Consider the following 25,786-nt stretch of genomic DNA (forward strand, 5'->3'; position numbering starts at 1 on the left):
TGAGTCGTATCCCTTAACCGCGTGGAGTCGCAGTGCTGGCGAGCTTGGGCGCGGTCGTGTCCGGCGCCACTTGCTCCAGGTTGCTGGCTTCAAGCGCTTGTCGTTGTTGGGCCAAGGCGGCGAGGGTTTCCTTGCTGGCCATCGGAATGGTTTCCGGCGCGACCGGTGAGCCGGGGCGCACACGCTGCAGGCCCTTGACGATCACGGTGTCGTCCTTGGTCAGGCCGCTGCGTACGATGCGCAAGCCTTCGATCTTGGGCCCCAATTCCACCGCGCGGTAAGCCGGCTTGTCGCCGTCCATCACCAGCACAAACTTCTTGCCCAGGTCGGTACCGACGGCTTCGTCGTTGATCAGCACGGCGGAGTAGGTGCCGCTGCCGACCAGCTTCAAGCGCGCATACAGGCCAGGGGTGTATTCGCCCTTGCTGTTGTCAAACACCGCACGGCCACGGATGGTGCCGGTGGACGGGTTGACCTGGTTGTCGACGAAGTTCATCTGGCCCAGGTGCGGGTTGCCGGTTTCGTTGGACAGGCCCAGATACACCGGGGTGGTTGCGCCGCGACGGCCTTCACGGGCCAGTTCGGTGTACTTGAGGAACACACGCTCGTCGGCGTCGAAGTAGGCGTAGACCTTGTCGGTGGACACCACACTTGTCAGCGCAGTGGTGTCGGCGGTCACCAGGTTGCCGGCGGTGATTTCGGCACGGCTGACGCGGCCGCTGATCGGTGAAGTGACACGGGTAAAGCTCAAGTTCAGGCGGGCCAGGTCCAACTGCGCCTGGATCCCGGCCATGGCGGCGCGGGCCTCCTGGGCGGCGGTGGTGCGCGAGTCGGCCAGTTCGGCGGAGATCGCATTGCTCTGGCGCAGGCGTTCGCCGCGTTGCGCTTCGTTTTCGCTGCGGGTGGCGGCGGCTTTGGTCTGAGCCAACTGGGCTTCCAGGCGGCGCACTTCGGCCTGGAACGGGCGCGGGTCGATCTGGAACAGCAGGTCGCCTTTCTTGACCAAAGCGCCTTCAGTAAAAGCGACCTGGTCAATCTGGCCGGACACCCGAGGACGAATCTGCACGGTTTCCGGGGCTTCCAGCCGTCCGGTAAATTCGTCCCACTCGTTGACCGGCTGTTCCAGTACCTTGGCCACGCTGACCTTGGCTGGGGGCATGGCGGCCGCTTGTTCGGGAGACTTGCCGCACGCGCTCATCACCACCACGGCCAGAATCGCCAGGGGGAAGCGCAAAAGTTTGAGTGACTGTTCCATGAGGTGCATCCGCCAATGTATTTGAGATGGGCGGATCATGCGCGGCGGGGTGCTATGTCACGAATCGAATGAAGCAAAGGTAACTATCATTCGGAATGATATAAGAGGGGAGTCAGCCCTCTAGCATGGGGGTTTCGTTAGGGAGCTATCAATGGCCTTGATGACAAAAGACTGTTGCCTAAGGTGCATCGAATGCTTCACCCAGAAAATCGATCAAGGCGCGCACCGACGGCATCAGCCCGCGCCGGGATGGAAATACCGCCGTGATAACGCCTTGCACGGGCTGCCACTCAGGCAGCAAGACAACCAGACGCCCCTCGGCGACATCCTCCTTGACCACCACCCACGGCAGGTTGGCGATGCCTACTCCCGCCAGTGTCGCGTTTTTCAAAGTCGGCACATCATCGCTGACCAGGCGCGGCGTGTGCTGGATCTGCGTCGTCGCGCCATCCTGGCCGGTCAGCTCCCACACGTACTGAATCATCAGGTTGCCCCAGTGCACGGTGGGCAGCCCGGCAAGGTCGGCGGGTTGCGAGGGCAGGGCATAGTCCTGCAAAAAAGCCGCGCTCGCCACCAGCACCTGAGTACTTTTACCGAGCAGTTTCATCACCAGTTCACTGCTTTCCAGGGGTGGGAAACACAGGCTCAAGGCAAGGTCATAACCCTCGGCAATCACATCGACCTTACGGTTGAAGCTCTTCACATTCAGTTCGACATTACCGCATTGCGCCATGAATTGAGCCAGCATCGGCGCCACCCAATAGTTGAGCAGCGCGGTGGTGCAACTCAGGCGAATCAAGCCGCGAGGTTCTGATTTGTTGAAGGCCACCACATCTTCTGCCGACTCGGCCTCGGCAATCATCGCCACACAATGTCGATAATAAGCCTGGCCGATATCGGTAACCTGGAACTGGCGCGTCGAACGCTGTATCAGCCGAGCCCCAAGCCTTGCCTCAAGCTGACCGACTCTGCGACTCAGGGTCGATTTGGGCAGGTTCAACGCTCGACCCGCCGCCGCAAAGCCGCCGTGCTCGACCACCTTGGCGTAAAGGAAGAGTTCGTTCAGGTCGAACATGGGCAGTGTTCCATTTTTGAGATGCCCCAGCTTAATCCAACTCAGTCCCTACGTTGAGCGAATGTCAGCGCTTTCATCCGTGCGTCAGTTCAGTGTACGGCTGACCTCACGCAGGCGCGCGTCGCTCAGGTTGCCGGTGGACGCCAACAGGTGCAACTGGGCCATTAGAATGGCATAGCGCTGTTGGGCCAGGCGTTGTTGGGTATCGGTGACTTTCTGTTGGGCATCCAGTACGTCGGTGTTGATGCGGGAACCGGCTTCGAAGCCGTGGGTCACGGCGGCGAGGTTGATCTGGCTGGAGTTCAAGGCCTGCTTGAGTGCCTGATATTGACTCATGCCGTTGGTGACTTGCAGGTAGGCCTGACGTGCCTTCATCCCGGCGTTGCGGCGTGCATCTTCGACTTCGTCCGCTGCCTTGCTTTGCAGTGCATGGGCTTCGCGCACGCGACTGCTGGTGCGGCCACCGCTGTAGAGTGGAACGCTCAGTTTGACCCCGACCACGGTCTGGTTATAGCGATTTTCCGGTAACGTCACATCGTATACATCACCGCCGACAGAGGCGAAGCGGCCATGGGCGGCGATCAGATCGAGGGTGGGCAAATGGCCGGCCCGTTCCTTGTCGATGTCCATTTCGGCCAGGCGCTGGGCAATCTGCGCCGCCTGTACGGCAAGGTTGCCCTGTTGCGCGGTCGTGGCCCAATCATCGATGGCAGCGGGCACCGGGGCACTGAACTGCGGCTCTTTGCCTGACCACGGCCCCGCCTGTGCGGCAGTCAATTGGGTGAGTGTTTCGTTGGCGATGTCCAATGCACCACGGGCGGCAATCTGTTCGGCGAATGCCTGGTCGTATTTGGCCTGAACCTGCGCGAGCGCGTTAGCGGTGGTAGCCCCGTCGGCCAGCAGTCGCTGGCTGCGCGTCTGGCTCTGGCGCAGGGTTTGTAGCTGTTGTGTGCGGGTGCTCAACAGTTCCTGATTGAGCAGCACGTCGAAATAAGCGCGGGCAACGCGCAGCATCAGCGCTTGGCGCGCCTGTTCAGTGTGCAGTTCACTGGCGCTGATCAACAGTTTGCTTTGGTCGTGGGCGATCACATTCTGCCAACGCAGCAGCGGCTGTGTGAGGACCACCGCGTAGGCGTTGGTGTTATTGCGATTGCGATGATAATCGGAAGAGTCCTCGGCATCGACCCAGGCCGCGCCGCCGGTGACAGACAGGTCTGGCAGCAGGTTGGCACGGCTTTGCGGTTCCTTTTCTGCCGTGGCCAATTGCTGGGCCTGTGCGGCGGCGAACTGCATGTCGTGGGTCAGTGCCTTCTGGTACAGGTGGTACAAGTCATTTGCCGATACCTGGGTGGGCGCGCAGGCGAGTGCCAGCCAATACAGAGGCATGAGCAGGGGGGCGGTGTTGAGATGCAGGCCTGGAATACGCAAGGGGTGTGCTCCACTGAAAGATTTATCGACTGATGTGGCTTCTGCGCATCATCAGCACCATGGGAATACCAATGGCCATTACCGCTCCCAAGGTGCCGAACAGCATGCTGAACGCCAGCATTTGCCCTTGTTCGCGTGCTTGCATGTAGGGCATCAGGGCCAGGGCTTGTTGATGGCTCGCCAGGCCCAGGGAAAGAAACAGCGGGTCGGTTTCCACGCCTCCCCAGCCACTGGCAACCAGACTCGATTCGGTGACATGTTCGGAAAGCAGGCGGTAGCGTTCCCACGAGAACCGTGTGAGCAGGGTGGCTGCGATGGCGATACCCACGCTGCCCCCCAACTGGCGCATCAGGTTGAGTACGCCTGAAGCACCGGAGATCAATGTCAGCGGCAGGCGGCGCATCGCCAGGTTGGTCAGCGGCACGAAGATCATGCCCAGGCCCAGGCCGCGGATCACCAAGGGCCAGTACAGCGAGTCGGGGTTGCTGTCGAGGGTGAACTGGGTGTGCAGGAACATGGCATAGCAGTACATGACAATGCCCAGCGTGACGAACACGCGCTCGTCGATCTTGTTTTCCTGGGACAGCTTGCCGATCACCAAGGTGCTGATGGCGCTGGCCACTGCCCCGGGGAAAATCACCAGCCCGCTCTGGTAAGCGCTCTGCGCCAGTAAGGTCTGCAAGAACAGCGGCACCATGAACAACGTGCTGTACAGCCCGAAGCCCACACAAAATGCACAGATGCATCCCATCAGGAACTCGCGATTCTGGAACAGTGCGACGTTAACGATTGGGTTGGCCACACGCCGCTCCCACCAGAAGAAGCCCACCAGGCTGAAGCTGCTGAGCAACAGGCAGGCTACGGTCCAGTTGGACGCCATCCAGTCCCAGTGTTCGCCGCGCTCCAGCAGGATCTGCAGGCTGCCGACGCCCAGAGCCAGCAAGCAGAAGCCGCTGTAGTCGACGCTGGAAGGTTTTTGTTCGTTGGGCGAGTCGTTGATACACAGCCAGCACAGCAACAAGGCCACGGCACCGATCGGCAAGTTGATCAAGAAGATCCAGTGCCACGACAAGGTGTCGATCAGGTAGCCGCCGACGGTCGGACCGAGGGTTGGCCCCATCATCACCCCCACGCCGTACAACGCCATGCCGCTGCTGACTTTTTCCTTGGGGAACACGTCGTAGATGATGGCCTGGGAAATGCCCAGCAACCCGCCGCCCGCCAGGCCTTGCAGCACCCGAAACGCGACCAGTTGCCAGAGTTCGGCAGACATCGCGCAACCCAACGATGCCAGTACGAACAGCGCAGTAGAGACCAGGTAATAAGTACGCCGGCCGAACCACGCCGATAGCCAGCCACTGACCGGAAGAATCACCACGTTGGCCACCACATAACCGGTGGAGACCCAGGAGATTTCATCCACCGACGCCCCGTAGGTGCCCATCAGGCTGGGAATCGCGACGTTGACGATGGTGACATCGAGCAGCTCCATCATCGAGACCAGCGTGACGGTAAACGCAATCAGGTAGGGCGACCTCATAGCGTCTGGCCGGCGTCGTCAGGTGCGGCCACTTCGACGAACGCGCTCATGCCCGGGCTCAACAGCGACTTGTAGTCATCCGGCACGGCGTTGAGCGCGATGCGCACCTGCACGCGCTGCACCACTTTGGTGAAGTTGCCCGTGGCATTCTCCTGGGGCAGCAATGAGAACTTCGCCCCGGTGGCCGGTGCCAGGCTTTCGACGACGCCGTCGAAGGCGTGCCCGGGGAAGGCGTCCACGGTAACTCGGGCATTCTGGCCGACGCGCACGCGGCCCACCTGGGTCTCCTTGAAGTTGGCGGTAATCCACAGCGGTTCGGTGGCGATCAGGCTCATGAGCTTTTGGCCGGCGACCACAAACTGGCCAGGCTCCACTTCTTTTTTCGAGACAATGCTGCGCAACGGCGCGGTCTGGCGGGTGTCGTTGAGCTGGATCCTGGATTGTTCCAGCTCAGCTTGCGCGGCCGCGATCCGATAGTCCTGCACCTTGAGTTCGGCCTTGTTGGCCAAGGTGCTTTGGGCCGCGGCCTGGGCGTTGCTGCGCGCTACCCCCTGGGCATGGCTGAGGGCATCGAAACGCGCCTTGGCGACTTCCTGGTCCTGGGTGCTCAGCACGCCTTGAGCGCCGAGGCGACGGGCACGCTGGTAGTCGTTACGCGCTTGCTCAAGGTTGGCGCTCGCTTGAGCCAGGGCCGCTTGCGCGGCCTCGCGCATGGCCACTGCACCGAGCACCTGGCTGTCCAGCGCCCCCGGCACGCCTGCGCGCCCGGCGGCGGCGAGCAGCGCTTGCCACTGTGCTTCGCGCTGCTGCAGCTGGTAGCGGTATTCACTGTCGCGGATCTGAAACAGCAGGTCGCCGCTTTGTACCGTGACGTTGTCCACCACCGGCACACTGATCACCACGCCCGAGAGCTTGGCCCGTACCGGGATGATCACCCCGTCGAGTTCGGCGTTGTCGGTACTCACGTAGGTGCTGGAATACTGCCAGCGCTGCCAGCCCAGTATCAGCAACCCGCCGACCACGACGCCGCACAGCGTCAGTTTTATCAACTTGCCTTTGGTCATGTGGTACTCCCTGTCGATGCACGTTGAGGTCAAGCAGGCTCAGAAACGGTGTGGACCTCCCGCGCAGGACGGCTCACCGTCGGCTGAGCCTTGTCCAGCAGGAACTGATGCACGCCATTCCACAGGTCAATCCGTGAGTTGATTGCGGTTTTCGCACTCTCGACCATGTGCAGGTGTTGCGCGGGGCTGGTGACGATTTCGGCGATGATGCGTTTGGCCGCCGGGCCGTGATCGTCACCATCCATCTCGATGTGGCGCTTCAAGTAATACGTGAGCATCGGTACCTCGCTTTCACTGACCGACCATTGCGACAGCAGGCGACCAAACATGTCGGGGATAATGTCTTCACGCCCGAAGAAGAAGTACGCCAGGACCGCTTCGGTGCTGCCGTGTTGCGCAATATCGAGGGTCTGGCACATGAACACTTTGGCCGCCGTTGGAATCTCTCCGTGGTTGAGCGCCTTGGCCAGCGGCACCTTGGCCTGGATAGCGGCCAGGAAGCGGCGGAATACGCTGCTGTCGGCGCCGATTTCATCCATGGCCGCGAGGTACAGGTCCAGGTGACTGATAAAACCGCCCTCGGGATGCTCGTCGGTCTCTTCACCGACCACGATTTCGTTGATCAAGCGGGCGGCGGTGATGTGTACCGGCGGTACCCAGGGCAACTCCACGCAGGTGAGGTCGCGCTGGATACGCTTGAGCAAGGTCATGAAGTCCCAGACGGCGAACACGTGAAATTCCATCAGGGTGCGCACGTCTTCTACGGTGCGGATACTGGCGAACAAGGGGTGACTGAACAGCTGCTCGCGCTCGGTTTCAATGTGGCTATCGATATCAAAAGGCATGCGTGCTCCTGCGGCCTGAAGGGTCAGGCAGAAAATCCAGCGGAAATTAAGGGTGTGTGTCGTTTACCGTGTTTGTACGGTAGGGGTGGCGCCCGGTGGCATACCGGAAAGACCGCACGAAGTGCTTTTCCAGCAGGTATTGCCGGTTTTCGTACCACCCCGCGTCCAGCAGTTGACGGTGTACCTTGGGCAGTCGCCAGCAAGGCACCGCGGGGTAAAAATGATGTTCCAGGTGAAAGTTCGAGCCCGCGTGCAGCCAGGTGTTGAGGCGCGAAGTGCGTGAACGCGCTGGCGGCAAGTGCGGGCCTGCGTCGAAAGCATGTTCTTGATAGGCATTGACCGCCGACAGCATGAACGCCACCGCCAGGCTCAAGGAAAACCCCAGCAGCAACCCGTCGATGAGCCACATGGCCAGCCCATAAAGGCTGAGCCATACAACCTGACAGGCGATATTGCAGCGCGCCAGCCATTGCACCTGGGCTGAACTCAACGGCAGCGCCGAGGGATTGCCCAATGGCCCGAACGCCAGGCGCCAGGTGGTCTGCAGATAGCTCAGGGTGGCGATCAAGCGCGACAGGGTGATGCGGCTTACCAGTGTGTGGTAACGCGAAAAGAGCCGGTAGTCCGGGTCCTTCGTGCTGTTGCTGTAACGGTGGTGTTGCCAATGGTCTACAAAGTAACCGGTCACACAGAACCCCGGCAGCAGCGAACTGGTGGCAATGCCCAGGTAGCAACTGCGCATGGGGTTCGCACTTAGGTTGAAGTGGAAACCTTCATGCCCAAGGATCGCTTGCAGAAATAACCCGTATCCCGCCAATACCACCAACGGCAAACACACCAGCGTCCACAGGGTGGAAGCTGTGGTCGTCACCCACACAAACAGTGCCAGTGGCAACAGGTACAGGCTCAAGGCGTAGGCGATGATCAGCAAGGACTCCCTCGGCCGGGCCTTGAACAAGGCGCGGTCGAGACGGACCTGGGGCTTGGGGTGCAGGTGGCTGGCCATTGGCGACGGCTTACTCGATCAGTTCAGGGTTGAGCACCAGGTGGCCGCCGCGCGTGAGCGTGCGCAGGCGCATGGCGATAAAGCCATCCACCACGCTCGGCACGCTGCGTGCGGTATACATGGCCAGCGTGCCCATGAACGTCAGCCCCCGGTTGCGCAGGCCATTTTTCCGGCAGGCACGTACCAGGCCGTTCGCGGCGGCATCCAGCTTTTCTTCGAGGGACAGCAGGGTCTTGTCACCCCACTTGAATGTCACCAGGCGTTTGACCGACAGGCCCACACGCTGCGCGGGCAAGTGGATCGCTGTGTCGATGAACCCCGGGTACACCGTGACCACGTCAAGTTCCCCGCGATATTGCATACGCAGCACATCCGAATAAGCGCTCAGCGCCCGTTTGCTCGCAGCATAGGCGGCCACGTAGGGCGCATTCACCAGCGCGAACAGTGAGGACACGTTGACCACTTTGCCGCGCTTTCGCAGCAAACCCGGCAGGAACCCCGAAGTCAGTTGCCAAGGCGCGAACAGGTTGACATCCACCGCGCGGGTCACCTCATCGGTGACGCCGGTTTCGCCGCGTTCCAGCGTCAGGGTGCCGGCGTTATTGACCAGAATGTCGATGTCGCCGAAATCGGTGCTGATAGCGCTGATCACGTTGGCCACGGCGTGGCGGTCGCACAGGTCGACTTGATAAAACGCGTCCAGCAGACTGCTGTCTTGCGGTGCGAGGATGTCGAGGCCAATCACGGTGGCGCCCAGTTGCTTGAGTTTGCAGGCCGCTGCGAAACCCAGGCCGCGCGCGGTGCCGGTGATAACAATGGTTTTTCCGAGCAGATTCATGAGTGCGCTCCGGTCATGCTGAAGGTTGATGCGGACAAGTAGGTGTCAAGGTTGGTCGCCATCGAGATCCTGGCCGGTGGATGAAATTGCAAACCGCGGCAGGCCATCAACCCGTTGGAGCTCAGGTTGCTGGTGATGAACGCCATCCCGCCCAACATGGCGTGAGCCTGGTCGGAGAGCTGGGCAAGGCGTTGCTCGATGCCGTAACGCACCAGCAGCAGACGGGCCAGCACGTTAGGCAAGTCCTGTGGGTTGCGCTCGATATCCAGGGCCGCGCCTTCCAGCGCGCTGATCGCCAATTGCAGGTCGGCTGCCAGGTCCACGCGGTGATGCGCGGTCCAGCGGGCGGCGTCTGTGACCGACTCGATCAGGCCGGCGCAGGCACCCACATAGGATGCGCAAATCAACAGTTCGAACCAGATAAAACCCACGGTTTGCACGTCGCCCAGCTGGTGGGTGTAACCGGCGGAAAACACCATGCGCTCGGGCACCAGCACTTCGTTGAGGCGCACTTCGATGCTTTCAGCGCCGGCCAAGGCGCTGTTCTGCCAGAAGGGATTACGGCTGATGCCCGGCGCAGTGGCCGGAATCAATGCGACCATCAGCTCTTCGCCGCCAGGGGTTTGGCGGATATAGCTGGCGGTGAGCAAGTCCATCGACTGTCCGAGGCAGCAGGGCTTCTTGCTGCCGCTGAGTAACACCCCCTCTGGGGTGTGCACCGCTTGCATGGCCGAGTCGAGAATGCCCGCTCCGCTGGTGCCCTCGGCAAACCCCGAAGACAGCAACAAGCGTTTTTGCGCGACGGCAGCCAGCAACAGGCCTTCGGCGCCGCCACCGTTCTGCGTGAGTGCCAATAAGCTCGCCACGGAAAACTGGTGCATGGTGCTGGCCACTGCCAGCGAGGGCGAGCGGGCCCCCAGGGCGATCTGCACATGCACCGCGTCGAGGATATTCGCGCCCAGCCCGCCGGCTTCGCGGTTGACCAGCAAACCCACCGGGCCATGTTGCTTGAACAGGGCGATGACCTCGCTCTGTGGCGCCTCACGCTGGGCCGGAGGAATGGCCGCCAGACGCTCGTCAAAACCAGGGGCGTAGCGTTGAAGCAGATCGCGTGAGCGATTCAGTAACGACAGTGACATGGTTCAGGCCTTCAAGTAGCTCGCCGGAAACAGGCCGGTGATGATCGAGTGAATGTTGTCCCGGATGGCTTGTTTGGCCACAGGGTCGAGCATGTCCGCGAGCATCGGCAGGCCCAGGTCGAAGCGCGATTTGAAGGAGATGATCGCGTCCTTGCCGTCCGGCAAGACGTGCCAGGTGCCGGAGAAGTGATCGACGTCGCCGGCCATCTGCTCGAAATGAATTTCCCGGGTGTCGGCATTGAAGGTGTCACGCTCCTGCCACTTGAGAATGCCGCTGTGGAAGTTGACCTCCCAGGACGTAAACGACACCTGGTCGCTGACCTTGTTGATGCTGATATCGCGCACCGACTCGCAGAGCTCGACGTAATTGCTGAAATCGCTGATCACCGCAAATACTTCATCAGCGCAGGCATGGGGAATATGGGCCTGCACGTTGACTTCTTGCATGGGGGAAAACTCCATTTAAAGGGATGGCATCGAAGTGGTCAGTGCCTGGGTGAAGCCTTCGATCAACCAGTTGCAATCCTGGGCCGTCAGCAATGGCGACGGCGTGAGCCTTATCACCCGGTGATCATTGAGCGAGTGGCACACAATGATGCGCTGCTCGATCAGGGCCATGACCATGTTGGCGGCGATTGAGGCCTCGGCGAACTCAAAGCCCAACAGCAAACCTGCACTGCGCAGTTGCACACGTTCGGCCCAACCTCTTTGTTGCAACAGCGCGCTGAAGCGGGCGTGCAGGTCCTGGCCCAGTAACCGGGCACGCGCGACCAGGTCTTCTTGCACCATCACTTGCAGCGTGGCCTGCACGGCCGCCATGGCCAGCGGGTTGGCGCCGAAGGTCGAGGTGTGGACCGTAGGGTTGCGATTGAACGGCGCATAGATCGTGGCGCTGGCGACCATGGCGCTCACCGGTACGCAACCGCCGGACAGGCTTTTACCTACCAGCATGATGTCGGGCACCACCTGTTCCTGGTCACAGCCCCACCAATAGCCGGTGCGGCCCAGGCCAGATTGGATCTCGTCGATAATCAGCACGGCGCCATACTGATTGCACAGCTCGCGCACACGCCTGAGGTAACCCGATGGCGGCAGAATGACTCCCGCTTCGGCCTGGATCGGTTCGAGGATCACGCAGGCCTTGTCCGGCGATGCGCGTAGTTGCTGCTCAAGTGCGACGCTGTCGCCAAACGGCACGAACTCGCTGTCGCTGAGCAACCCATTGAAGGGTTCTCGGTAGCTCTCGCGGCCGGTGACGGCGAGGGCACCGAGGGTCTTGCCGTGGAACCCCCCGAAGGTCGACAGCGTACGGCGGCAACCGTTGAGGCGCGCGAGCTTCAAGCCGGCTTCGGTGGCCTCGGCGCCTGAATTGCAAAAGAACACATAGTCCAGGTCACCCGGGCACTGCGCTGCCAGGGCGCGTGCGGCAAAGGCCTGTTGCGGGTTGAGCAACAACTTGCTGGCCAAAGCGTTTTGCTGCAGTTGCCGGGTAACCGCTTCCACGACGACCGGGTGGCCATGGCCGAGGAAAAACACGCCATAGCCGCCTGCATCCAGATATTGACGGCCTTGCTCGTCGTAGATGTAGACGCCACGGCTGGACTGCTCGATCGGCAGGTTCATCAGCGAGGCGAGGCGTGCGTAGCCCGAGTTGACGTGCTGGCGCAGGTATTGGTCGACCTGTGCGGCGTCGAGAGTAGGTTCGATAACAGTGTGGTTCATGCCACGCTCGCTTCTGTGGACGTTGTCACCGGCTGCTTGAGCATGCGCGTCAGAGCCCCCAGCTTGGGTGCCAGGTGGTTGAGCGACAGCAGCAACTCGCGGCCAACATCACGCTGGCTGAACGCCGGCTCACCGAGTAACTGTGGCAATGAAGTGGGCAGTGGCGTGCGCAGGCAGGCATAGCGGCACAACTGAGTGGCACGGGTCAGGGCAGCCTGGATATTGCCGCTCAGCGCCGGCAGAAATACCGGGCGGATCAACCGTTCGTAAATATCCGGCGCCATGCAGCGTGGCCGTGTGAAGGGTTGCATCTGGGCATCCATGGATTGGCACATCAGGTCCAGCAGCCCCGTCAGATCCAGAGCCTGTGGGCCGCTGGTGAGAAAGTAGTCGTCGCCGATCAAACGCTGGTGCAGCGCGTTGGCAATCGCTCGGGCCGCGACGTCACGGGCGATCAGGTCGACATAGCCAGCAGGCGGGCAGGGTACGATGGGCAGTACGCCAGACATCATCAGCCCCATGGTCATATGGAAACCCTGAAAGTTGGGCATATGCCCTGTGCTGGCGTCACCGATAATGATGGACGGACGAAAGATCGACACATCGATGCCAGCCGAGCGCACCAGGGTTTCGGCCTGGCGCTTGGCGACTTCGTATGGCGTTTCCGCTTGCACGCCTTCGTAATAGTCGCAAGGGTGGGTAAAGGCGGTGCTGATGTGATACAGCGGCACCTTGGCTTGCTGCACGAAGGCCACGACGTTTTCGGTGCCAAGGTAGTTCACCGAAAAGATCTGATCGATATCACCGTCCAGGCGCGTCACCGCCGCGGCGTGGATCACCCAGTCGACACGCTCAACCAGCGCCGCATAAACGTCGCTGGCCAAGCCCAGGTCAACGCTGCAAATATCACCCTTGAGCACTTCCACTCGGGGATCGCGGATACGGCTTTTGCGCGCCAGGCAGACCAGGTGAAAGTCCTCTGCCAGGCAGTCGATCAGTGACTCACCGAGCACCCCTGAGCCTCCAGTGAGAAGGACGGTTAGTTTTTGCTGTGCTGACATGTAGGGCGCATCCTGCGGATTCATCGAAAGAATTCATGGTGCGTTTCGCCGAATTGCAGGCACAGGTGCCCCGGGCGAACACTCTTCTATTCACTTTCGGTGGCGCTGAGGTGCTCTGGGAGGAGGTGATCAGCGCTTAACGTTGTCGCGAATAAGATGCGATCGATATTGGCGTTTTGATATCAGTGCGTCTTGAACGAAACGCTTGTCTTACGCAAAACCTCAGCGGCGGTGCGCGGCGTCATGCCAATCATGCGGCGCATCATGCGAGCCAGATGCGCCTGGTCGGAGAAACCGCCGTCGGCGGCGGCGTCCGATAACGTCGAACCGCCGGCCAGGGATTTGGAGGCCCGTTCCAATTTGTTCCAGATGATCCACTGGGAGAGGGAAACCCCCATCTGGTGGGTGGCGACGCAGCGCAACCGGGGGCTGGACAACCCCACCGCCTGGGCAGCGCGACTGACGCAACCTGGGCCGTCGCGGTCCAGGCGCAAAATATTCAGCGCTTTGTGGAGCCTATGGTCGATCGGCGGGGTAATTGCCAGCAAACGCGAGAGGGCATCGACAAAGTGCGACAGGGATGTACTACGGCGAAAGCACGTCAGCAGTTCATCACTGGCCAGGGCGATGCCATCGTCCTGGAGCAACGCATTGAGTGCACGGCCCAACGCCGTGTCCGGGCTGACATATAAAAACGCTACCGGATGACTCTCCGCCACGGCACGGTGTTCGACGTTGGGACCGATGATCACACCTGCCGCACGGAGCACCCTTCCGGGCAACTCAAGGGTGGCGGGGTGACCTACGCCGATGCACAGTTGGATGGCGACATGGGAGTGAGCAGTGTTTTGATCCGCACGGCCAATGTAGCCGGCCCACGAGTCGCCAAAGGTAACGCTGCCATCCCACATTTGAAGTCTTCCTTGACGTGTTGGGTGATTGTTCGACGCGTGCAGGGTAGGCCTGCGCAGGGCTGGATTCAAGCGCGGCGCTGGGTCGCTGTCTTTTCGTTGCACAGCGAGTGCGTATCAAGCCGACGCTTGCTAGAGGCTATCCGGATCCCCGAAAAACATCTGAATCCGCGACCGCAACCACCGCTCCCCCGGATCATTATCCTGCGACCCCCGCCATGCCATATGCAGCTCAAACGAGCGCACGGGCAGCGGCGGGTCTTCGGCGCGCAACCCTCCCGCCGCGGTCAGCGCTTCAGCCGCATAATCCGGCACGGTGGCCAAGATGTCGGTGCCCGCCAGCAACGTGCCCAGCCCGTTGAACTGCGGCACGGCCAGTACTACGTGGCGTTTGCGGTCGAGTTTCTCCAGCTCTTCATCAATAAACCCGCTCAGGTCGCCGGCGAATGACACCAATGCATGGGGGCGTGAGCAGAAGTCGTCCAGGCTCAGCGAGCCGGGCACGCTGTCGGCGCGCAGCAGTTTTGGCAGGCTGCGCCGCAGCACCTTGCGCTTGGCATTGGCCGGCAGGTCGGCGGTGTAACTGACGCCGATGGAGATTTCACCGGAGGCGAGCAGACTGGGCATCAGGATGTAATTGACGCGGCGTACCACCAGCACAATGCCGGGGGCTTCGGAACGCAGGCGTTTGAGCAATTGCGGAAGCAGGGCAAATTCCACGTCATCGGACAGGCCGATACGGAACACGGCGGTGCTGGTGGCCGGGTCGAATTCGGCGGCGCGGCTGACGGCGGTGGAAATCGAGTCCAGGGCCGGGGAGAGCAGGGCGAAGATTTCTACGGCGCGGGCCGAGGGTTCCATGCTGCGCCCGGTGCGCACGAACAGCGGGTCATCGAACAGCCCACGCAGGCGCGACAAGGCCGCGCTGATGGCCGGCTGGCCGAGGAACAATTTCTCGGCCGCGCGGGTCACACTGCGCTCATGCATCAAGGTTTCGAATACGATCAAGAGGTTAAGGTCGACACGACGCAGGTCGTTACGGTTCATCTTGTGTCCTGGAAGAGTCTGCAAACTTGATGTGAGCGGTCACACAGGAACCCATAAGGTCCTATTCAGAAGCATGACCGGCATGAATCTTACGGGGAAAGGCTGGTACTCTGCACCGGCTAATTGATTTTTCCTACGATAGTTGAGGTCTGCTCCTCCTTCGCGGAATCAATGACAGGCATGTCGACTATTAATGGCGACCGGTGGTCTTACCTGGAAAGCCCAGATAAAGTTCATGGCATTAGAGGTTACTTTGACGAGGTTTGCGATGTCCCGCACGATCCGTTTTCACAAGTTTGGTCCGGCCGAGGTGCTCAAATGCGAAGAGCATGCAGCCGCGCAGCCCGCACCGGGCGAAGTGCAGGTGCGTGTCGAGGCAATTGGCATCAGTTGGTACGACATTCTGTGGCGCCAGAACCTGGCGTCTTCCCATGCGCGCCTGCCTTCGGGCCTTGGTCATGAAATGGCCGGCGTTGTTGTCGCCCTCGGTGACGGCGTGGATGACTTGGCAGTGGGCGACAAGGTGGCCAGTTTTCCGGCCGAGAGCCCCAATGATTACCCGGTGTACGGCGAGCAGATCGTCCTGCCCCGTTCGGCGCTGACCCGTTACCCGGATGTCTTGAGCCCGATTGAAGCCAGCGTGCACTACACGCCGCTGCTGATTGCCTACTTTGCCTACATGGATCTGGCGCGGGTCAAACCGGGGCAGTTTGCCTTGGTGACCGATGCCAGCCATTGTTCCGGCCCATCGTTTGTACAACTGGGCAAGGCCTTGGGTGTGCGGGTGATCGCCGCTACCAAAGACAGTGCCGAGCGCGAATACCTGCTGTCCCTTGGGGCAGAAAAAGTCATCGTCACCGAAGAACAAGACCTGCTCATGCAGATCAACAAGTTCACCGATAACCGTGGCGTGGACGTGGTATTCGATGGCCTGGGTGGCCCGCAGATGTCGCTGCTCGGTGATGTGCTGGCACCGCGTGGCAGCTTGGTGCTGTATGGCCTGCAAGGCGGCAACCAGACGCCGTTCCCGGCCTGTGCGGCGTTCCAGAAGAACATTCAGTTCTTCGTGCACTGTATCGGCAACTTCACGGGCAAGCCGGAGCTGGGCATCATCCAGGACCAGGTGGCAGTGCAGCGCGCCTTGCGTGAGATCAACCAACTGACGGCCGATCGGGTGCTGGTCCCACTGAAAACCACGGTGTTTCCGTTCGGTAAGTTCGTCGAAGCACATCGATACATGGACGAATGCCCGTGTCGCGAGCGTGTGGCGTTGCAGGTTGAAGCTGTTTGAGCTGTAGGAGTATTCGTAAATGAATACGTTGGCGTCTGGGCCTATGAGGCAAATGCGCCATTTGACAGGGCTTAACCCGCATCGGGGTTGAGCCGCCGCGAGGGCGTTGCGCCCTGCAAACAATACCTTTTTTCCTTACGCCGCCCTGAATTCCAGCGCGGCGCTGTTGCGTGCGCGCCAAAAAAGTTCGGTCGCCTGCCCATCTGAACTGCTTTCAGGCGTTGTTCTGTATCTGTTAATCATTATTTGAGTGCCGATAATTGTGTCTTCGCTGTCATCTCAAGGATTGAGCAATGATTGAATACCTGACATTAACGTCTCGCACCTCTGAAACTAGCGATGCACGGGTCGCCTTCTCGAAAGTGCAAAACAAATACGCAGTCGCTTTACCTGAGCCAACAATGAGCGGGTAACTAATATGCGTCGGACGTTTCCTTAGTTGCTTAGTTAAAGTGGTGTAGGGCGTTGTCGGAATATTCCTAAGACATGCGGCCAGCCGCGCTGGAAGCCGTGCACGCCCACGACTCAGCATCGGTGGCGCCATTGACTGCTCCGGTGAGCGGTCCTGCGATTTTGTTGCAGGGTGCTAATGTTGAATCAACCTCGCACGATGCAACTGACGACAAACTTATAGATGTAATGGGTCGAGCAATGACAATTGATAATTGCTTGAAGCTAATATTTCAATTCAGGTAGTAGAACGATGAGCGCTATTCATGAGCAAGCCATGAACTATGTTTACCAGCAAGTTCTGCAACGGTTGGTCGGGCACTTTACCCGTGACGAACGTACCGCACTGCAACTGTTGATCCAGCGAATTGTGGTAGCGGCCGGTGGCATGGAACAAGTAGGCAACTACAAAGTGCTGATTGCTCACGGCGGGGGTGAGGTCAGCAGCTACACCCTGGCGCTGTTGCGTGCGGCGCAACTGAGCATCGCCGGGCGTGCACCCAAGACTTTTCATCTGCGCGTGGCAACGTTGCGGCATCCGGGAATGACTCAGGCAACGCTTGATTCACTGCATCAGGGCTATGGCGCGTTGTTCTTCCATGATGATTCTCGGGTTGAACTGCTGATGGTCGAAAACCATGAAGTACTGCCCTTTAATCATCAGCGCCCGGCGTCCAGTGCCGGGCGTGAAGTCAGCCAGCGCAATATGCTGATGATAGGGCACCTGACGTCCGGGGACATTCGCGCCATCCTGCGCAACGACACGTATCTGGCCCTTGGCGATTTCTATCAGCGGGTTGCTACCTGGAACGGCGGTGTGCACGCAGTGGTCAGCGGCGATTCGGTGCGCAAGCAAAGCCAATACATCGCGTGGCTGAAGAAAAATGCCCTGGCAACCGGTCTCGCGTTCGCGCCCGGCAAGCCGACATCGCTCAACGGGTTGTTTGCACGCATGGAAGAATGGAGCGTCGGCTGCTACCGCGACCTCTATGGCGAGCACTACGCGGGCACCGAGAACCCAGGCCGGGGCGGGCACCGGCATTTGGCCTACATCGGTATTGCCGACCTGCTCGACGATGTCGACGTCGCGCGCGCGCCGCTGCTTACGGAGTTTCTGGCTCACAAGCGCGACCCGTTCGAGTTCCAGTTCAGCCACCCAGCCTATCCAAACCCATTGCTCATGGCACATATGTACGGCTTGCAGGCCCAATGCCTGCGTGAGCTCTCCTATGAGCACGGTGTCGAAGGTTTTGTTCGTCACGCGGCAGACTACATGCTGCGCAGACGCGTCCCCATTGAGTTGATCACCGAGGCGTCCAGCCCGGATGGGCGGGTATTGTCGACCACCTACGCCCAGGCGTTTTTTGGTCTGGATGAAAGTCAGTTGACTTGCCTGCTGTTCGCGCCTTTCGTTCAGCATGGCGAACGGCTGGAGGGCTTCTTGCGTCAATGCCATCCCGGCATGTTGGTGGCACTGCCCGAACTGCACAAGGCGCTGCAGGGCAAGCCTGCTGCGGACATGTTGCATCAGTGGCTGGTAGACACCAGTGGTTTGCCGCTGGCCTTATTGCAGCATTTGTATCGCAAGCGAACATTGCAGGCTGCGCACGGCTCTCGCATCCACAAACAACTGTTTAGCCGGCCCGAGGCCCGGATCGCCCAAGTGTCGGGGCGCTAGCACCGTGCATTGGCGTATAGATGCCGGTGAGCGGCGATGAACCTGAGGGGAGAGCGGCAGGCAGACTTTGCCTATCAGGCGGTGTACCGCTACATGATCAACCTGATCAACGAAGTCAGCCTGGAGACGCCGGTCAAGTTGCCGTCGTTGCGTCAGTTGTCAACACGGATGAACGTGTCGATCTCGACGATTCAGTACGCTTACTCCTTGCTGGAAAAGGAAGGGCGGGTCTACTCGGTGGCCAAGTCTGGCTATTTCGCCTGGCCGGTGGCGGCAAACCCGCCGGTCATGGCGGGCGCCGACCTGCTTGAGCGGCTGTATGCGGCGGCGCGACGCCCGACCATGGTTGTGCTCAGTGGTGATGAGCCGGCGTTGTTGGGTTCACTGGATGGCGCTTTGCTTGCGCTGGAGCGCCAGCTGGTGCGCAGGTATCCACACCACCTGCAACCGTCGCAACCTTGTGGTGTATGGGAATTACGGGCGGCATTGGCGGCCCGTTATACCTCGTCGCCTAGCCATTGCTGGCAGGCCGACGAGGTGTATATCGGCGCCGATCTTCAGGGCGTACTGCAAATCCTGATCGATACGCTTGGCCTCGAGGGTACGGTGGTGCTGGCTGAATCGCCCTGCGATTACCTGGTCTTGCGCCTGTTACAGAGCGCTGGCGTGCGGGTTATTGAACTGCCCTGGCACGCCGATGGCAGCTTCGACTTGGCCACGTTCGAGCACCTGCTCAAGCACGAACCGGTACACCTTGTGCTGCTGTCCTCCGTGGTCAGCATGCCCTCGGGTAATGCGCTGACGCTACCCGAACGGCTGCAAGTAGCGCATTTGCTGGAGCGGCACGCCTGTTGGTTGCTGGAGAACGACACATTTGGTGAGCTGAGCTTCGCGTCGTCGCAGACGGCTTTGCGCAACCTGGTCAACCCGCAGCGGCTGATTGTGTTTTCTTCGTTCGAAAAGGTGTTGGGGCCAGAAGCGCCGTTTGGGTACCTACTGACGCAGCAAATGGGCAGTGAGTTGCAGCGCCAGTTTTTGCTGCGCTCATTTCGACTTTCCTCCATTCGGCAACGCGCCATTGCTCGGCTATATGAGAGCGGGCGGTTGGATCAGCACCTGCAGACGTTATGCCAGCGCCTCCAGGAACAGGCGCAAGCCATGAGCCATCGGTTGGATGTGCATATGCAAGGGCGTGTGAGTTATCGAATGCCTATCGCCGGGGCAAGTTTCTGGTTGCAGTCGGTGGCGCCGGTGGATATGCGTCTGGTGTTCCAGCGCATGCTCGCCCAGCAGGTCGTGATTGCGCCGGGGGAGTTGTTCAGCCTCTTAGGCTTGCATCACCAGCATATGCGCTTGAGTCATACGTTCAGCGGCCACCCCAATCTGGATATTGTCCTGAATGCGCTGGCTCAGGCGCTGCTCCAGGCACAGACCGATTAATGTGTGAAACTTCTCTCCGAATTGTGGGATCGATAACATCGCTCAGTAGTCCAACTCTGAGTAAACTGTCATTTTTTCCGAATCCTTATTTTCCGAGGTTTATGCATGACTATCAGTCCTTTTGCGGGCAAACCGGCACCGGCTCAGTTGCTGGTGGATATCCCGCGACTGGTCACGGCCTATTACACCGGCCAGCCTGATGCAGCAATCTCTACCCAGCGTGTAGCCTTTGGTACCTCCGGGCACCGAGGCAGTTCGTTCGAGCTGAGCTTCAATGAATGGCATGTGCTGGCGATCAGCCAGGCGATCTGCCTGTACCGTGAAGCCCAAGGCATCACAGGGCCGTTGTTCGTTGGCCTGGATACCCATGCATTGTCCACGCCGGCCGGTGCCAGTGCCCTGGAGGTGCTCGCTGCCAATGGCGTGCACGTCATGCTGGCTGAGGGCGATGAGTACACACCGACCCCGGCGATTTCCCACGCCATCATTTGCTACAACCGCGGCCGCACCAGCGGCCTGGCGGACGGCATTGTGATCACCCCGTCGCACAATCCGCCGCAGAGTGGCGGCTACAAGTACAACCCGCCCAATGGCGGCCCGGCCGATACCCACGTCACCAAGTGGATCGAAGCCAAAGCCAATGAACTGCTAGCCAACAAGCTTGCTGGGGTCAAGCGCATCACCCATGCCCAGGCGCTCAAGGCGGAGACCACTCATCGCCATGACTACCTCAACAGCTATGTGGCCGACCTGATCAATGTGATCGATATGGACGCGATCCGTAGCGCTGATCTGCGCCTGGGCGTTGATCCATTGGGCGGGGCGGGGGTGCGCTACTGGTCGGCAATTGCCGAGCACTACCGCCTGAACCTGGAGGTGGTGAACACCGAAGTGGATTCCACCTTCCGCTTCATGAGCGTGGACTGGGATGGACAGATCCGCATGGACCCATCCTCCAGCTACGCCATGCAGAGCCTCATTGGTCTCAAGGAACGTTTTGACGTGGCGTTTGCCTGTGACCCGGATCATGACCGTCACGGTATCGTCACGCCCTCCGGCGGCCTGTTGGCGCCGAACAACTACCTGGCGGTGTCCATCGATTACCTGTTCCAGAACCGTCCTGATTGGCGAGCCGATGCTGCGGTGGGCAAGACCGTGGTCAGCAGTGGCCTGATCGATCGCGTGGCTGCACGTATGGGCCGGCGCCTGTATGAAGTGCCGGTGGGCTTCAAATGGTTTGCCGATGGCTTGTTCGAAGGCTCGTTGGGTTTTGGCGGCGAAGAAAGCGCTGGTGCTTCGTTCCTGCGCAAGGACGGCACGGTCTGGAGCACTGACAAGGACGGCCTGATCCCGGCCTTGCTGGCGGCGGAAATGACCTCGCGCAAGGGCCAGGATCCCAGCCAGATCTACCGCGGCCTGACCGATGCACTCGGCGAACCGTTTGCCATTCGCGTGGATGCCAAGGCGACCCCGGCGCAGAAAGCCCTGCTGGGCAAGCTGTCGCCGGAGCAGGTGACGTCCACCCAATTGGCCGGCGAGAGCATCCAGCAGATCCTCAGCCATGCCCCGGGCAATAACCAGGCGATTGGCGGCTTGAAGGTCATGACGGAAAACGGCTGGTTTGCTGCGCGGCCATCGGGTACCGAGGACATCTACAAGATCTACGCCGAGAGCTTTATCGGCGAAGAACACCTCAAGCAGCTGGTGGAAGAGGCGCAGGTGCTGGTGGACGGCGCAATTTCCCAGTAACGGTGTAGGAGGGGGCTTGCCCCCGATAGCGGTGGGTCAGTCACAGATGTGTTGACTGGCATAACCTCATCGGGAGCAAGCCCCCTCCCACATTAGATAGCAGCATGATGCAAGATCAGGCCAGGTCGACCAGCACGATCTCGCTGTCCTCGATCGCCGTCACCCGCAACACTTGCTCATCCTCAACGGCCACGCCGTCTCGCGCCTGTGCGCGCAAACCATTGACTTCAATTACGCCGGTTGCCGGCACCAGGTACGCCCGGCGTCCGGTGTCCAGCCGGTATTCGGCGCTTTCCCCAGCTTTCAGGTTCGCCGCCACCAAGCGTGCATCGGCACGAATGCGCAGGCTTTCACTGTCGCCAGCCTTGCCGCTGGCCAGCGTCACAAAGCCTTCACGATTACCTTGCGGAAACGGCTTGGCACCCCAGGACGGTGGCAAGCCGGCCTCATTCGGGATGATCCAGATCTGGAAGATCTTGGTCGGGGTGGCCTCCAGGTTGTACTCGCTGTGGGCGATCCCGGTACCAGCGCTCATCACCTGTACATCGCCCGCCTCGGTGCGGCCTTTGTTGCCCAGGTTATCGGCATGGCTGATTGCGCCTTCGCGTACGTAGGTGATGATTTCCATGTCGCGGTGCGGGTGCTGGGGGAAACCGCTGCCAGGCGCGATGATGTCGTCGTTCCATACCCGCAAATTGCCCCAGTGCATACGCTCGGGGTCGTGGTATTCGGCGAATGAAAAGTGGTGATGGGCGTCGAGCCAGCCATGATGGGCGCCGCCGAGGGTGTTGAAAGGTCGAAGTTCAAGCATGATCGTCTCCTGTGAATGAGCCCATCATCCAGCAGCGCATGATCGATAAAAAGCGTAAAAAATGCCTGATTCCTATCCATCAATTCGATCATTTAAACCTGCTTCAGCTTTCACTTCATCGCCTAACTACATGAAGGCAAAGCAATTGGCTGGAACTGAGCGTCGATTCCGGCGACCATGGCGGCCTTGTCAAAGCCAAGCTCATCGCAGGAGTCCGCGTGCCGCAACAAAAGCCTGATCTGCCCCCTGAACTGCGCCCCTTGGCTGAAATGCCGTTATTGAAGCGGCTGGCCGCTCGCCTGTTCGGCCATGGCCTCACCCGTTTGCGCGCGCAGCACCGGTTTTCCTGGCTGCATGGCCAGGCCGACGGTTTCCGCAATGGGCATGAAGCCGGTGTGGAATATGGGTATCGCGAGGGCAAGGCCGATGGTCTTGAAGAGGGCCGGCAAGTCCTGTTGATTCGCGACTTTCGCCCTGATGAGCACCGAGCGCCCGGTGTGGATGACAGCCTGTTCGACGATTGGCGATTGCCGCTCACCGCCGATGTGAAGAAGCTCATGAAGGCGGATGTGGCGCGCCTGCTGCCAGCCCACGCGCAGCCGAGCACAGCGCAGTGGAAGATGATCTTCAGCGACACGCCCTCGACCTCGGTGATTGCGGGCGCCGGCGCAGGTAAATCGACCTCCCTGGTGTTGCGTATCCTGTTGCTCACCCACTACCTGGGTTTTGAGTTGAGTTCAATGACCGTGGTGACGTTCACCCGCGAGTCGCGCAAGGACTTCATCAACAAGCTCATGGAGATTCTGAGCCTGTGGGGCCAACCCCTTGACCTGAAACAAGCCCAGGCGGTGGTGCGTACGTTTCACTCGCGCATCCTGCCGATGGTGCGCAGCCTGCCGGGTTTTGAACGGCTGCAAGCCTTTGAAAACCTCAGTGGCGGCTTCGAAGACGCCGATAGCAATGCCTTCGATCTACGTATCAGTGATGCCCAGCGCCAACATATGAACGCCTGTTATCACCGTTTGCAGGGGCATCATGCGCGTTTTCGCGAGTTGATTGCGCCGCTGGCTCGCCAGGGCCTGCAGCTCAAGGAGCTTGAGCGCGATCATCCGGACGTGCAAAAGCGCATGGCCGTGACCGAGTTGGCGGCCAAACGTGATGAAGAACTCTGCGACGTGATCGAGGACCTGTGGTTCCGCGCGGGCGCCTGGCCGATCAAAGGCATCGAACCCAGCCGTCAGACTTTTGAAATCAACGGTGCCAAGTTTCATTGTCACGGCTATATCCCGCAGTTGGATGCCTGGGTCGTATTGGGTTTCGATGCGCGGGAAAACGCGGGGATCAGCCGCCCAAACTCAAAACTATCGGTGCGCGCAGAGTGGGCGGTAAAGCGCACCCTGTTTCAAGCTTTCTGCAATAAGCCATTGATATGGCTGGATAACTACGAGTCATCCAAGCGCCTTTTAAGCAGTCTGGCCGGCGAGGCCACGGCAGGGCCTGGCTTTGATTACAAGGTCAAGGGTGAGCTCGCCTCGGCGCCGCTGCTGGACAGTTTTGTCACGGCGGCCGGGTTTATCGAGAACCTCGGGCTGGACGTACCGACGGCCGTGGGCCAGATGAGCTTCGCCAAGGAAGACCCGGATCGGTTGTTCTTCGAGGCCTTGAGTATTTTCTGGAAGGCCCTGGAAGACCACCTGCTCGATCAATCACCGCCGATCATGACCTACAACCGAATGTTTTCCCTGTTTGGCGAAAATACCCCGGAGAACCTCAAGCTGCTCAGTGATCCCTTGCTGCGGCCGATGTCACACCTGATGATCGACGAATTCCAGGATGTATCGCCGCAGATCGTCTCGTGGATCCGTGCCACGCTGCGGGAAATCCGCAGTCGCGGCCCAGCCATGCACGTCGGGCGTGGGGCGCAACGCTCATCCTTGCTGTGTGTCGGCGATGACTGGCAGTCGATTTATGGCTGGCGCGGCAGTTCGCCCAAGTACTTCATGGAATTCAACCAGGAATTTGTCGCACCGAGCACCACTCGCGTGATGCTGGGCGAGAACTACCGCAGCCACCAACACATCATCGACGCGGCCGAGCATATCGTGCGCACCGCACCGGCCATCCCCGGCAAGAAGGCCAAGGCCAGTGGCGAGCCCAAGGCATTGGTGCCGGTCACCGTGCTGGAGCGCGACGACGCGGCGCTCGGCCGGCGGTTGCTGGAGCATTACCAACGCGGGGATACGGTCTTGATGCTTTATCGAAAAAGCAGCGATAAGTTGCTGATTCAAGAGCATATTCAGTCTGTTGTTAATGTGGATTCTAGCTTGCCGGTCCACGAGCGCCGTCTGAAACAGCTCACTTACCACAGCGCCAAGGGCCTTCAGGCCGATGCAGTATTTCTGCTTGGGGACTGCCAGCATCTCACCAGCTCGCCCTACAAAAACCAGGTCTACCGCATGGCGGGCTTGGGCAAGGAAGGTGACAGCGAGCCGTACGACAATGCGCAAAAGGACGAAATACTACGACTGGCCTACGTCGGTATTACCCGAGCGGTCAGCCACTGCTACTGGTATGTGGAAAAGTCGGAGGGCCAGGGTGTAAATGTGCCCAGGGCATCCGAGCGGGTGGATGGCAAGAAAGCGTTTTTCGACGATCAGCGCTGAACCTTCAGCTGACACACAGCAAAATGCGGGAGGGGCTTGTCCGCTCCCGCATCAGGTAATCGGCGGCTGACAAATACTATTCAGGCCCGCAACGACAACGGCGGCACAAAACACTCCAGCTCATCCTCCACGGCCTCGATAATGCGCTCCACATCAGCGGCGTTCATCACTGTGGCGCAAGGTATGCCGGCGATGGCGATCAATGTTTCACCGCTGGCGCGGTCGAACAGGCGGGCGATCATGCTGCCGGGGGCATCCATACTCCCCTCGAAGCCCATCGGATGAAAATGCCAGCGCATCAACTGGCACGCATTGGGAAAAGTCACTTTGTTCATGTTGCCTACCTTGTTCATTGAGCGCTTCCTTTAGCTCGCGGCAGGGGTCAGGACCTTCGTTGGTCAAGACGGCGAATAACTTAAAAATAGCATTCGTTCGCAAGTACAAGGTGAGTTTTTCGGCCCCGTTCGGCGGTTCTTTTACCTGATTTTGATGTGGATCATGTCCTACAGCAGATTAGGCAAAAGGCCATTACTTCGAATGGTCGTCTGGCCATTGTGGGGGCGGGTAGATTTAGGCAATCTCAAGCATTTTGTTCGCTGTGCTGGCACAGGGCGGTGCGACGATTCGACTTGCTCCCGATGGCGGCCTCAGGGCTGACCAGGGTGCTGGATCAGACCGGGTATATATCCGTTATTTGGGTAACGGCTGCTATTGGTTCCGCTTTTACAGCGGATCACTTTGGAAAAGAGCCCCAAAGTAACCAAAGGGCTCTT

The 25,786-nt window shown here is 60.0% G+C and carries 21 protein-coding genes; 5 read left to right on the forward strand and 16 right to left on the reverse strand.

The window, feature by feature from the left end; all coding sequences use genetic code 11:
* Window positions 1-13: 13 nt before the first annotated feature.
* From mexE to FW800_RS08595, 14 genes are all read right to left on the reverse strand, one after another.
* Window positions 14-1,255, reverse strand: a complete 1,242-nt coding sequence (mexE, locus tag FW800_RS08530; protein ID WP_216091322.1) for a multidrug efflux RND transporter periplasmic adaptor subunit MexE — start codon at window positions 1,253-1,255, stop codon at window positions 14-16.
* Between the two features lie 178 nt (window positions 1,256-1,433).
* The gene (locus tag FW800_RS08535; protein ID WP_032875145.1) at window positions 1,434-2,330 is read right to left on the reverse strand and encodes a LysR substrate-binding domain-containing protein; all 897 of its coding nucleotides are present in this window, start codon (window positions 2,328-2,330) and stop codon (window positions 1,434-1,436) included.
* 84 nt (window positions 2,331-2,414) lie between these two features.
* A complete protein-coding gene (locus tag FW800_RS08540; protein WP_248091266.1) occupies window positions 2,415-3,758 on the reverse strand; it encodes a TolC family outer membrane protein in 1,344 nt (447 codons plus the stop codon).
* A 22-nt stretch (window positions 3,759-3,780) separates the two neighbouring features.
* The gene (locus FW800_RS08545) at window positions 3,781-5,298 is read right to left on the reverse strand and encodes a DHA2 family efflux MFS transporter permease subunit (protein WP_005788488.1); all 1,518 of its coding nucleotides are present in this window, start codon (window positions 5,296-5,298) and stop codon (window positions 3,781-3,783) included.
* Window positions 5,295-6,362, reverse strand: coding sequence for an HlyD family secretion protein (locus tag FW800_RS08550; RefSeq protein WP_032875154.1), 1,068 nt, complete (start codon window positions 6,360-6,362; stop codon window positions 5,295-5,297). The genes FW800_RS08545 and FW800_RS08550 overlap by 4 nt, the downstream gene beginning before the upstream one ends.
* Window positions 6,363-6,391: 29 nt before the next feature.
* On the reverse strand, window positions 6,392-7,207 hold the full coding sequence (locus FW800_RS08555) for a DUF3050 domain-containing protein (protein WP_032875157.1): 816 nt from the start codon (window positions 7,205-7,207) through the stop codon (window positions 6,392-6,394).
* 46 nt (window positions 7,208-7,253) lie between these two features.
* A complete protein-coding gene (locus tag FW800_RS08560; protein WP_103735206.1) occupies window positions 7,254-8,213 on the reverse strand; it encodes a fatty acid desaturase family protein in 960 nt (319 codons plus the stop codon).
* 10 nt (window positions 8,214-8,223) lie between these two features.
* Window positions 8,224-9,051, reverse strand: a complete 828-nt coding sequence (locus FW800_RS08565) for an SDR family NAD(P)-dependent oxidoreductase (protein WP_446437420.1) — start codon at window positions 9,049-9,051, stop codon at window positions 8,224-8,226.
* On the reverse strand, window positions 9,048-10,190 hold the full coding sequence (locus FW800_RS08570) for an acyl-CoA dehydrogenase family protein (protein ID WP_032875165.1): 1,143 nt from the start codon (window positions 10,188-10,190) through the stop codon (window positions 9,048-9,050). Before FW800_RS08570 ends, FW800_RS08565 begins: the two co-directional genes overlap by 4 nt.
* Window positions 10,191-10,193: 3 nt before the next feature.
* Complete coding sequence (locus tag FW800_RS08575; RefSeq protein ID WP_032875168.1) at window positions 10,194-10,637, reverse strand: type II toxin-antitoxin system RatA family toxin; 444 nt, start codon at window positions 10,635-10,637, stop codon at window positions 10,194-10,196.
* A 15-nt stretch (window positions 10,638-10,652) separates the two neighbouring features.
* Window positions 10,653-11,912: an aspartate aminotransferase family protein gene (locus tag FW800_RS08580; RefSeq protein WP_103735205.1), complete on the reverse strand. Its 1,260-nt coding sequence runs from the start codon at window positions 11,910-11,912 to the stop codon at window positions 10,653-10,655.
* Window positions 11,909-12,973 carry an SDR family oxidoreductase gene (locus FW800_RS08585; RefSeq protein WP_446437421.1) on the reverse strand — a complete coding sequence of 355 codons (1,065 nt, stop codon included), beginning with the start codon at window positions 12,971-12,973 and terminating at the stop codon, window positions 11,909-11,911. The genes FW800_RS08580 and FW800_RS08585 overlap by 4 nt, the downstream gene beginning before the upstream one ends.
* Before the next feature lie 182 nt (window positions 12,974-13,155).
* On the reverse strand, window positions 13,156-13,884 hold the full coding sequence (locus tag FW800_RS08590; protein ID WP_032875173.1) for a helix-turn-helix domain-containing protein: 729 nt from the start codon (window positions 13,882-13,884) through the stop codon (window positions 13,156-13,158).
* 132 nt (window positions 13,885-14,016) lie between these two features.
* Window positions 14,017-14,931 (reverse strand): LysR family transcriptional regulator, encoded by a 915-nt coding sequence (locus FW800_RS08595; RefSeq protein WP_078821402.1) that lies wholly within the window; start codon window positions 14,929-14,931, stop codon window positions 14,017-14,019.
* 268 nt (window positions 14,932-15,199) lie between these two features.
* On the opposite strand from FW800_RS08595, the gene FW800_RS08600 reads away from it, so the two are divergent.
* From FW800_RS08600 to pgm, 4 genes are all read left to right on the forward strand, one after another.
* On the forward strand, window positions 15,200-16,222 hold the full coding sequence (locus FW800_RS08600) for a zinc-dependent alcohol dehydrogenase family protein (RefSeq protein WP_005788465.1): 1,023 nt from the start codon (window positions 15,200-15,202) through the stop codon (window positions 16,220-16,222).
* A 703-nt stretch (window positions 16,223-16,925) separates the two neighbouring features.
* The gene (locus tag FW800_RS08605) at window positions 16,926-18,350 is read left to right on the forward strand and encodes a hypothetical protein (protein WP_446437422.1); all 1,425 of its coding nucleotides are present in this window, start codon (window positions 16,926-16,928) and stop codon (window positions 18,348-18,350) included.
* 36 nt (window positions 18,351-18,386) lie between these two features.
* Window positions 18,387-19,790, forward strand: a complete 1,404-nt coding sequence (locus tag FW800_RS08610; RefSeq protein WP_446437423.1) for an aminotransferase-like domain-containing protein — start codon at window positions 18,387-18,389, stop codon at window positions 19,788-19,790.
* A 105-nt stretch (window positions 19,791-19,895) separates the two neighbouring features.
* Entirely contained in the window at window positions 19,896-21,539 is a 1,644-nt protein-coding gene (gene pgm, locus FW800_RS08615) for a phosphoglucomutase (alpha-D-glucose-1,6-bisphosphate-dependent) (protein ID WP_446437424.1), read from the forward strand.
* A 115-nt stretch (window positions 21,540-21,654) separates the two neighbouring features.
* On the opposite strand, the gene FW800_RS08620 is transcribed toward pgm, so the two are convergent.
* Window positions 21,655-22,350: a pirin family protein gene (locus FW800_RS08620; RefSeq protein WP_446437425.1), complete on the reverse strand. Its 696-nt coding sequence runs from the start codon at window positions 22,348-22,350 to the stop codon at window positions 21,655-21,657.
* A gap of 218 nt (window positions 22,351-22,568) precedes the next feature.
* Here FW800_RS08620 and FW800_RS08625 point away from each other — a divergent pair, with 218 nt between their 5' ends.
* A complete protein-coding gene (locus tag FW800_RS08625) occupies window positions 22,569-25,013 on the forward strand; it encodes a UvrD-helicase domain-containing protein (RefSeq protein WP_446437426.1) in 2,445 nt (814 codons plus the stop codon).
* A gap of 80 nt (window positions 25,014-25,093) precedes the next feature.
* Here FW800_RS08625 and FW800_RS08630 read toward each other — a convergent pair whose 3' ends face one another.
* Complete coding sequence (locus tag FW800_RS08630) at window positions 25,094-25,366, reverse strand: DUF1652 domain-containing protein (protein WP_005788459.1); 273 nt, start codon at window positions 25,364-25,366, stop codon at window positions 25,094-25,096.
* Window positions 25,367-25,786 lie beyond the last annotated feature (420 nt).

The organism is Pseudomonas sp. 910_23 (assembly GCF_052850795.1).

Excerpts from the sequence above, each read along its gene's own strand:
- mexE (WP_216091322.1), bottom strand. The coding sequence starts at position 1,255 with ATGGAACAGTCACTCAAACTTTTGCGCTTCCCCCTGGCGATTCTGGCC.
- FW800_RS08535 (WP_032875145.1), bottom strand. The coding sequence starts at position 2,330 with ATGTTCGACCTGAACGAACTCTTCCTTTACGCCAAGGTGGTCGAGCAC.
- FW800_RS08545 (WP_005788488.1), bottom strand. The coding sequence starts at position 5,298 with ATGAGGTCGCCCTACCTGATTGCGTTTACCGTCACGCTGGTCTCGATG.
- FW800_RS08550 (WP_032875154.1), bottom strand. The coding sequence starts at position 6,362 with ATGACCAAAGGCAAGTTGATAAAACTGACGCTGTGCGGCGTCGTGGTC.
- FW800_RS08555 (WP_032875157.1), bottom strand. The coding sequence starts at position 7,207 with ATGCCTTTTGATATCGATAGCCACATTGAAACCGAGCGCGAGCAGCTG.
- FW800_RS08560 (WP_103735206.1), bottom strand. The coding sequence starts at position 8,213 with ATGGCCAGCCACCTGCACCCCAAGCCCCAGGTCCGTCTCGACCGCGCC.
- FW800_RS08565 (WP_446437420.1), bottom strand. The coding sequence starts at position 9,051 with ATGAATCTGCTCGGAAAAACCATTGTTATCACCGGCACCGCGCGCGGC.
- FW800_RS08570 (WP_032875165.1), bottom strand. The coding sequence starts at position 10,190 with ATGTCACTGTCGTTACTGAATCGCTCACGCGATCTGCTTCAACGCTAC.
- FW800_RS08575 (WP_032875168.1), bottom strand. The coding sequence starts at position 10,637 with ATGCAAGAAGTCAACGTGCAGGCCCATATTCCCCATGCCTGCGCTGAT.
- FW800_RS08580 (WP_103735205.1), bottom strand. The coding sequence starts at position 11,912 with ATGAACCACACTGTTATCGAACCTACTCTCGACGCCGCACAGGTCGAC.
- FW800_RS08585 (WP_446437421.1), bottom strand. The coding sequence starts at position 12,973 with ATGTCAGCACAGCAAAAACTAACCGTCCTTCTCACTGGAGGCTCAGGG.
- FW800_RS08590 (WP_032875173.1), bottom strand. The coding sequence starts at position 13,884 with ATGTGGGATGGCAGCGTTACCTTTGGCGACTCGTGGGCCGGCTACATT.
- FW800_RS08595 (WP_078821402.1), bottom strand. The coding sequence starts at position 14,931 with ATGAACCGTAACGACCTGCGTCGTGTCGACCTTAACCTCTTGATCGTA.
- FW800_RS08600 (WP_005788465.1), top strand. The coding sequence starts at position 15,200 with ATGTCCCGCACGATCCGTTTTCACAAGTTTGGTCCGGCCGAGGTGCTC.
- FW800_RS08605 (WP_446437422.1), top strand. The coding sequence starts at position 16,926 with ATGAGCGCTATTCATGAGCAAGCCATGAACTATGTTTACCAGCAAGTT.
- FW800_RS08610 (WP_446437423.1), top strand. The coding sequence starts at position 18,387 with ATGAACCTGAGGGGAGAGCGGCAGGCAGACTTTGCCTATCAGGCGGTG.
- pgm (WP_446437424.1), top strand. The coding sequence starts at position 19,896 with ATGACTATCAGTCCTTTTGCGGGCAAACCGGCACCGGCTCAGTTGCTG.
- FW800_RS08620 (WP_446437425.1), bottom strand. The coding sequence starts at position 22,350 with ATGCTTGAACTTCGACCTTTCAACACCCTCGGCGGCGCCCATCATGGC.
- FW800_RS08630 (WP_005788459.1), bottom strand. The coding sequence starts at position 25,366 with ATGAACAAGGTAGGCAACATGAACAAAGTGACTTTTCCCAATGCGTGC.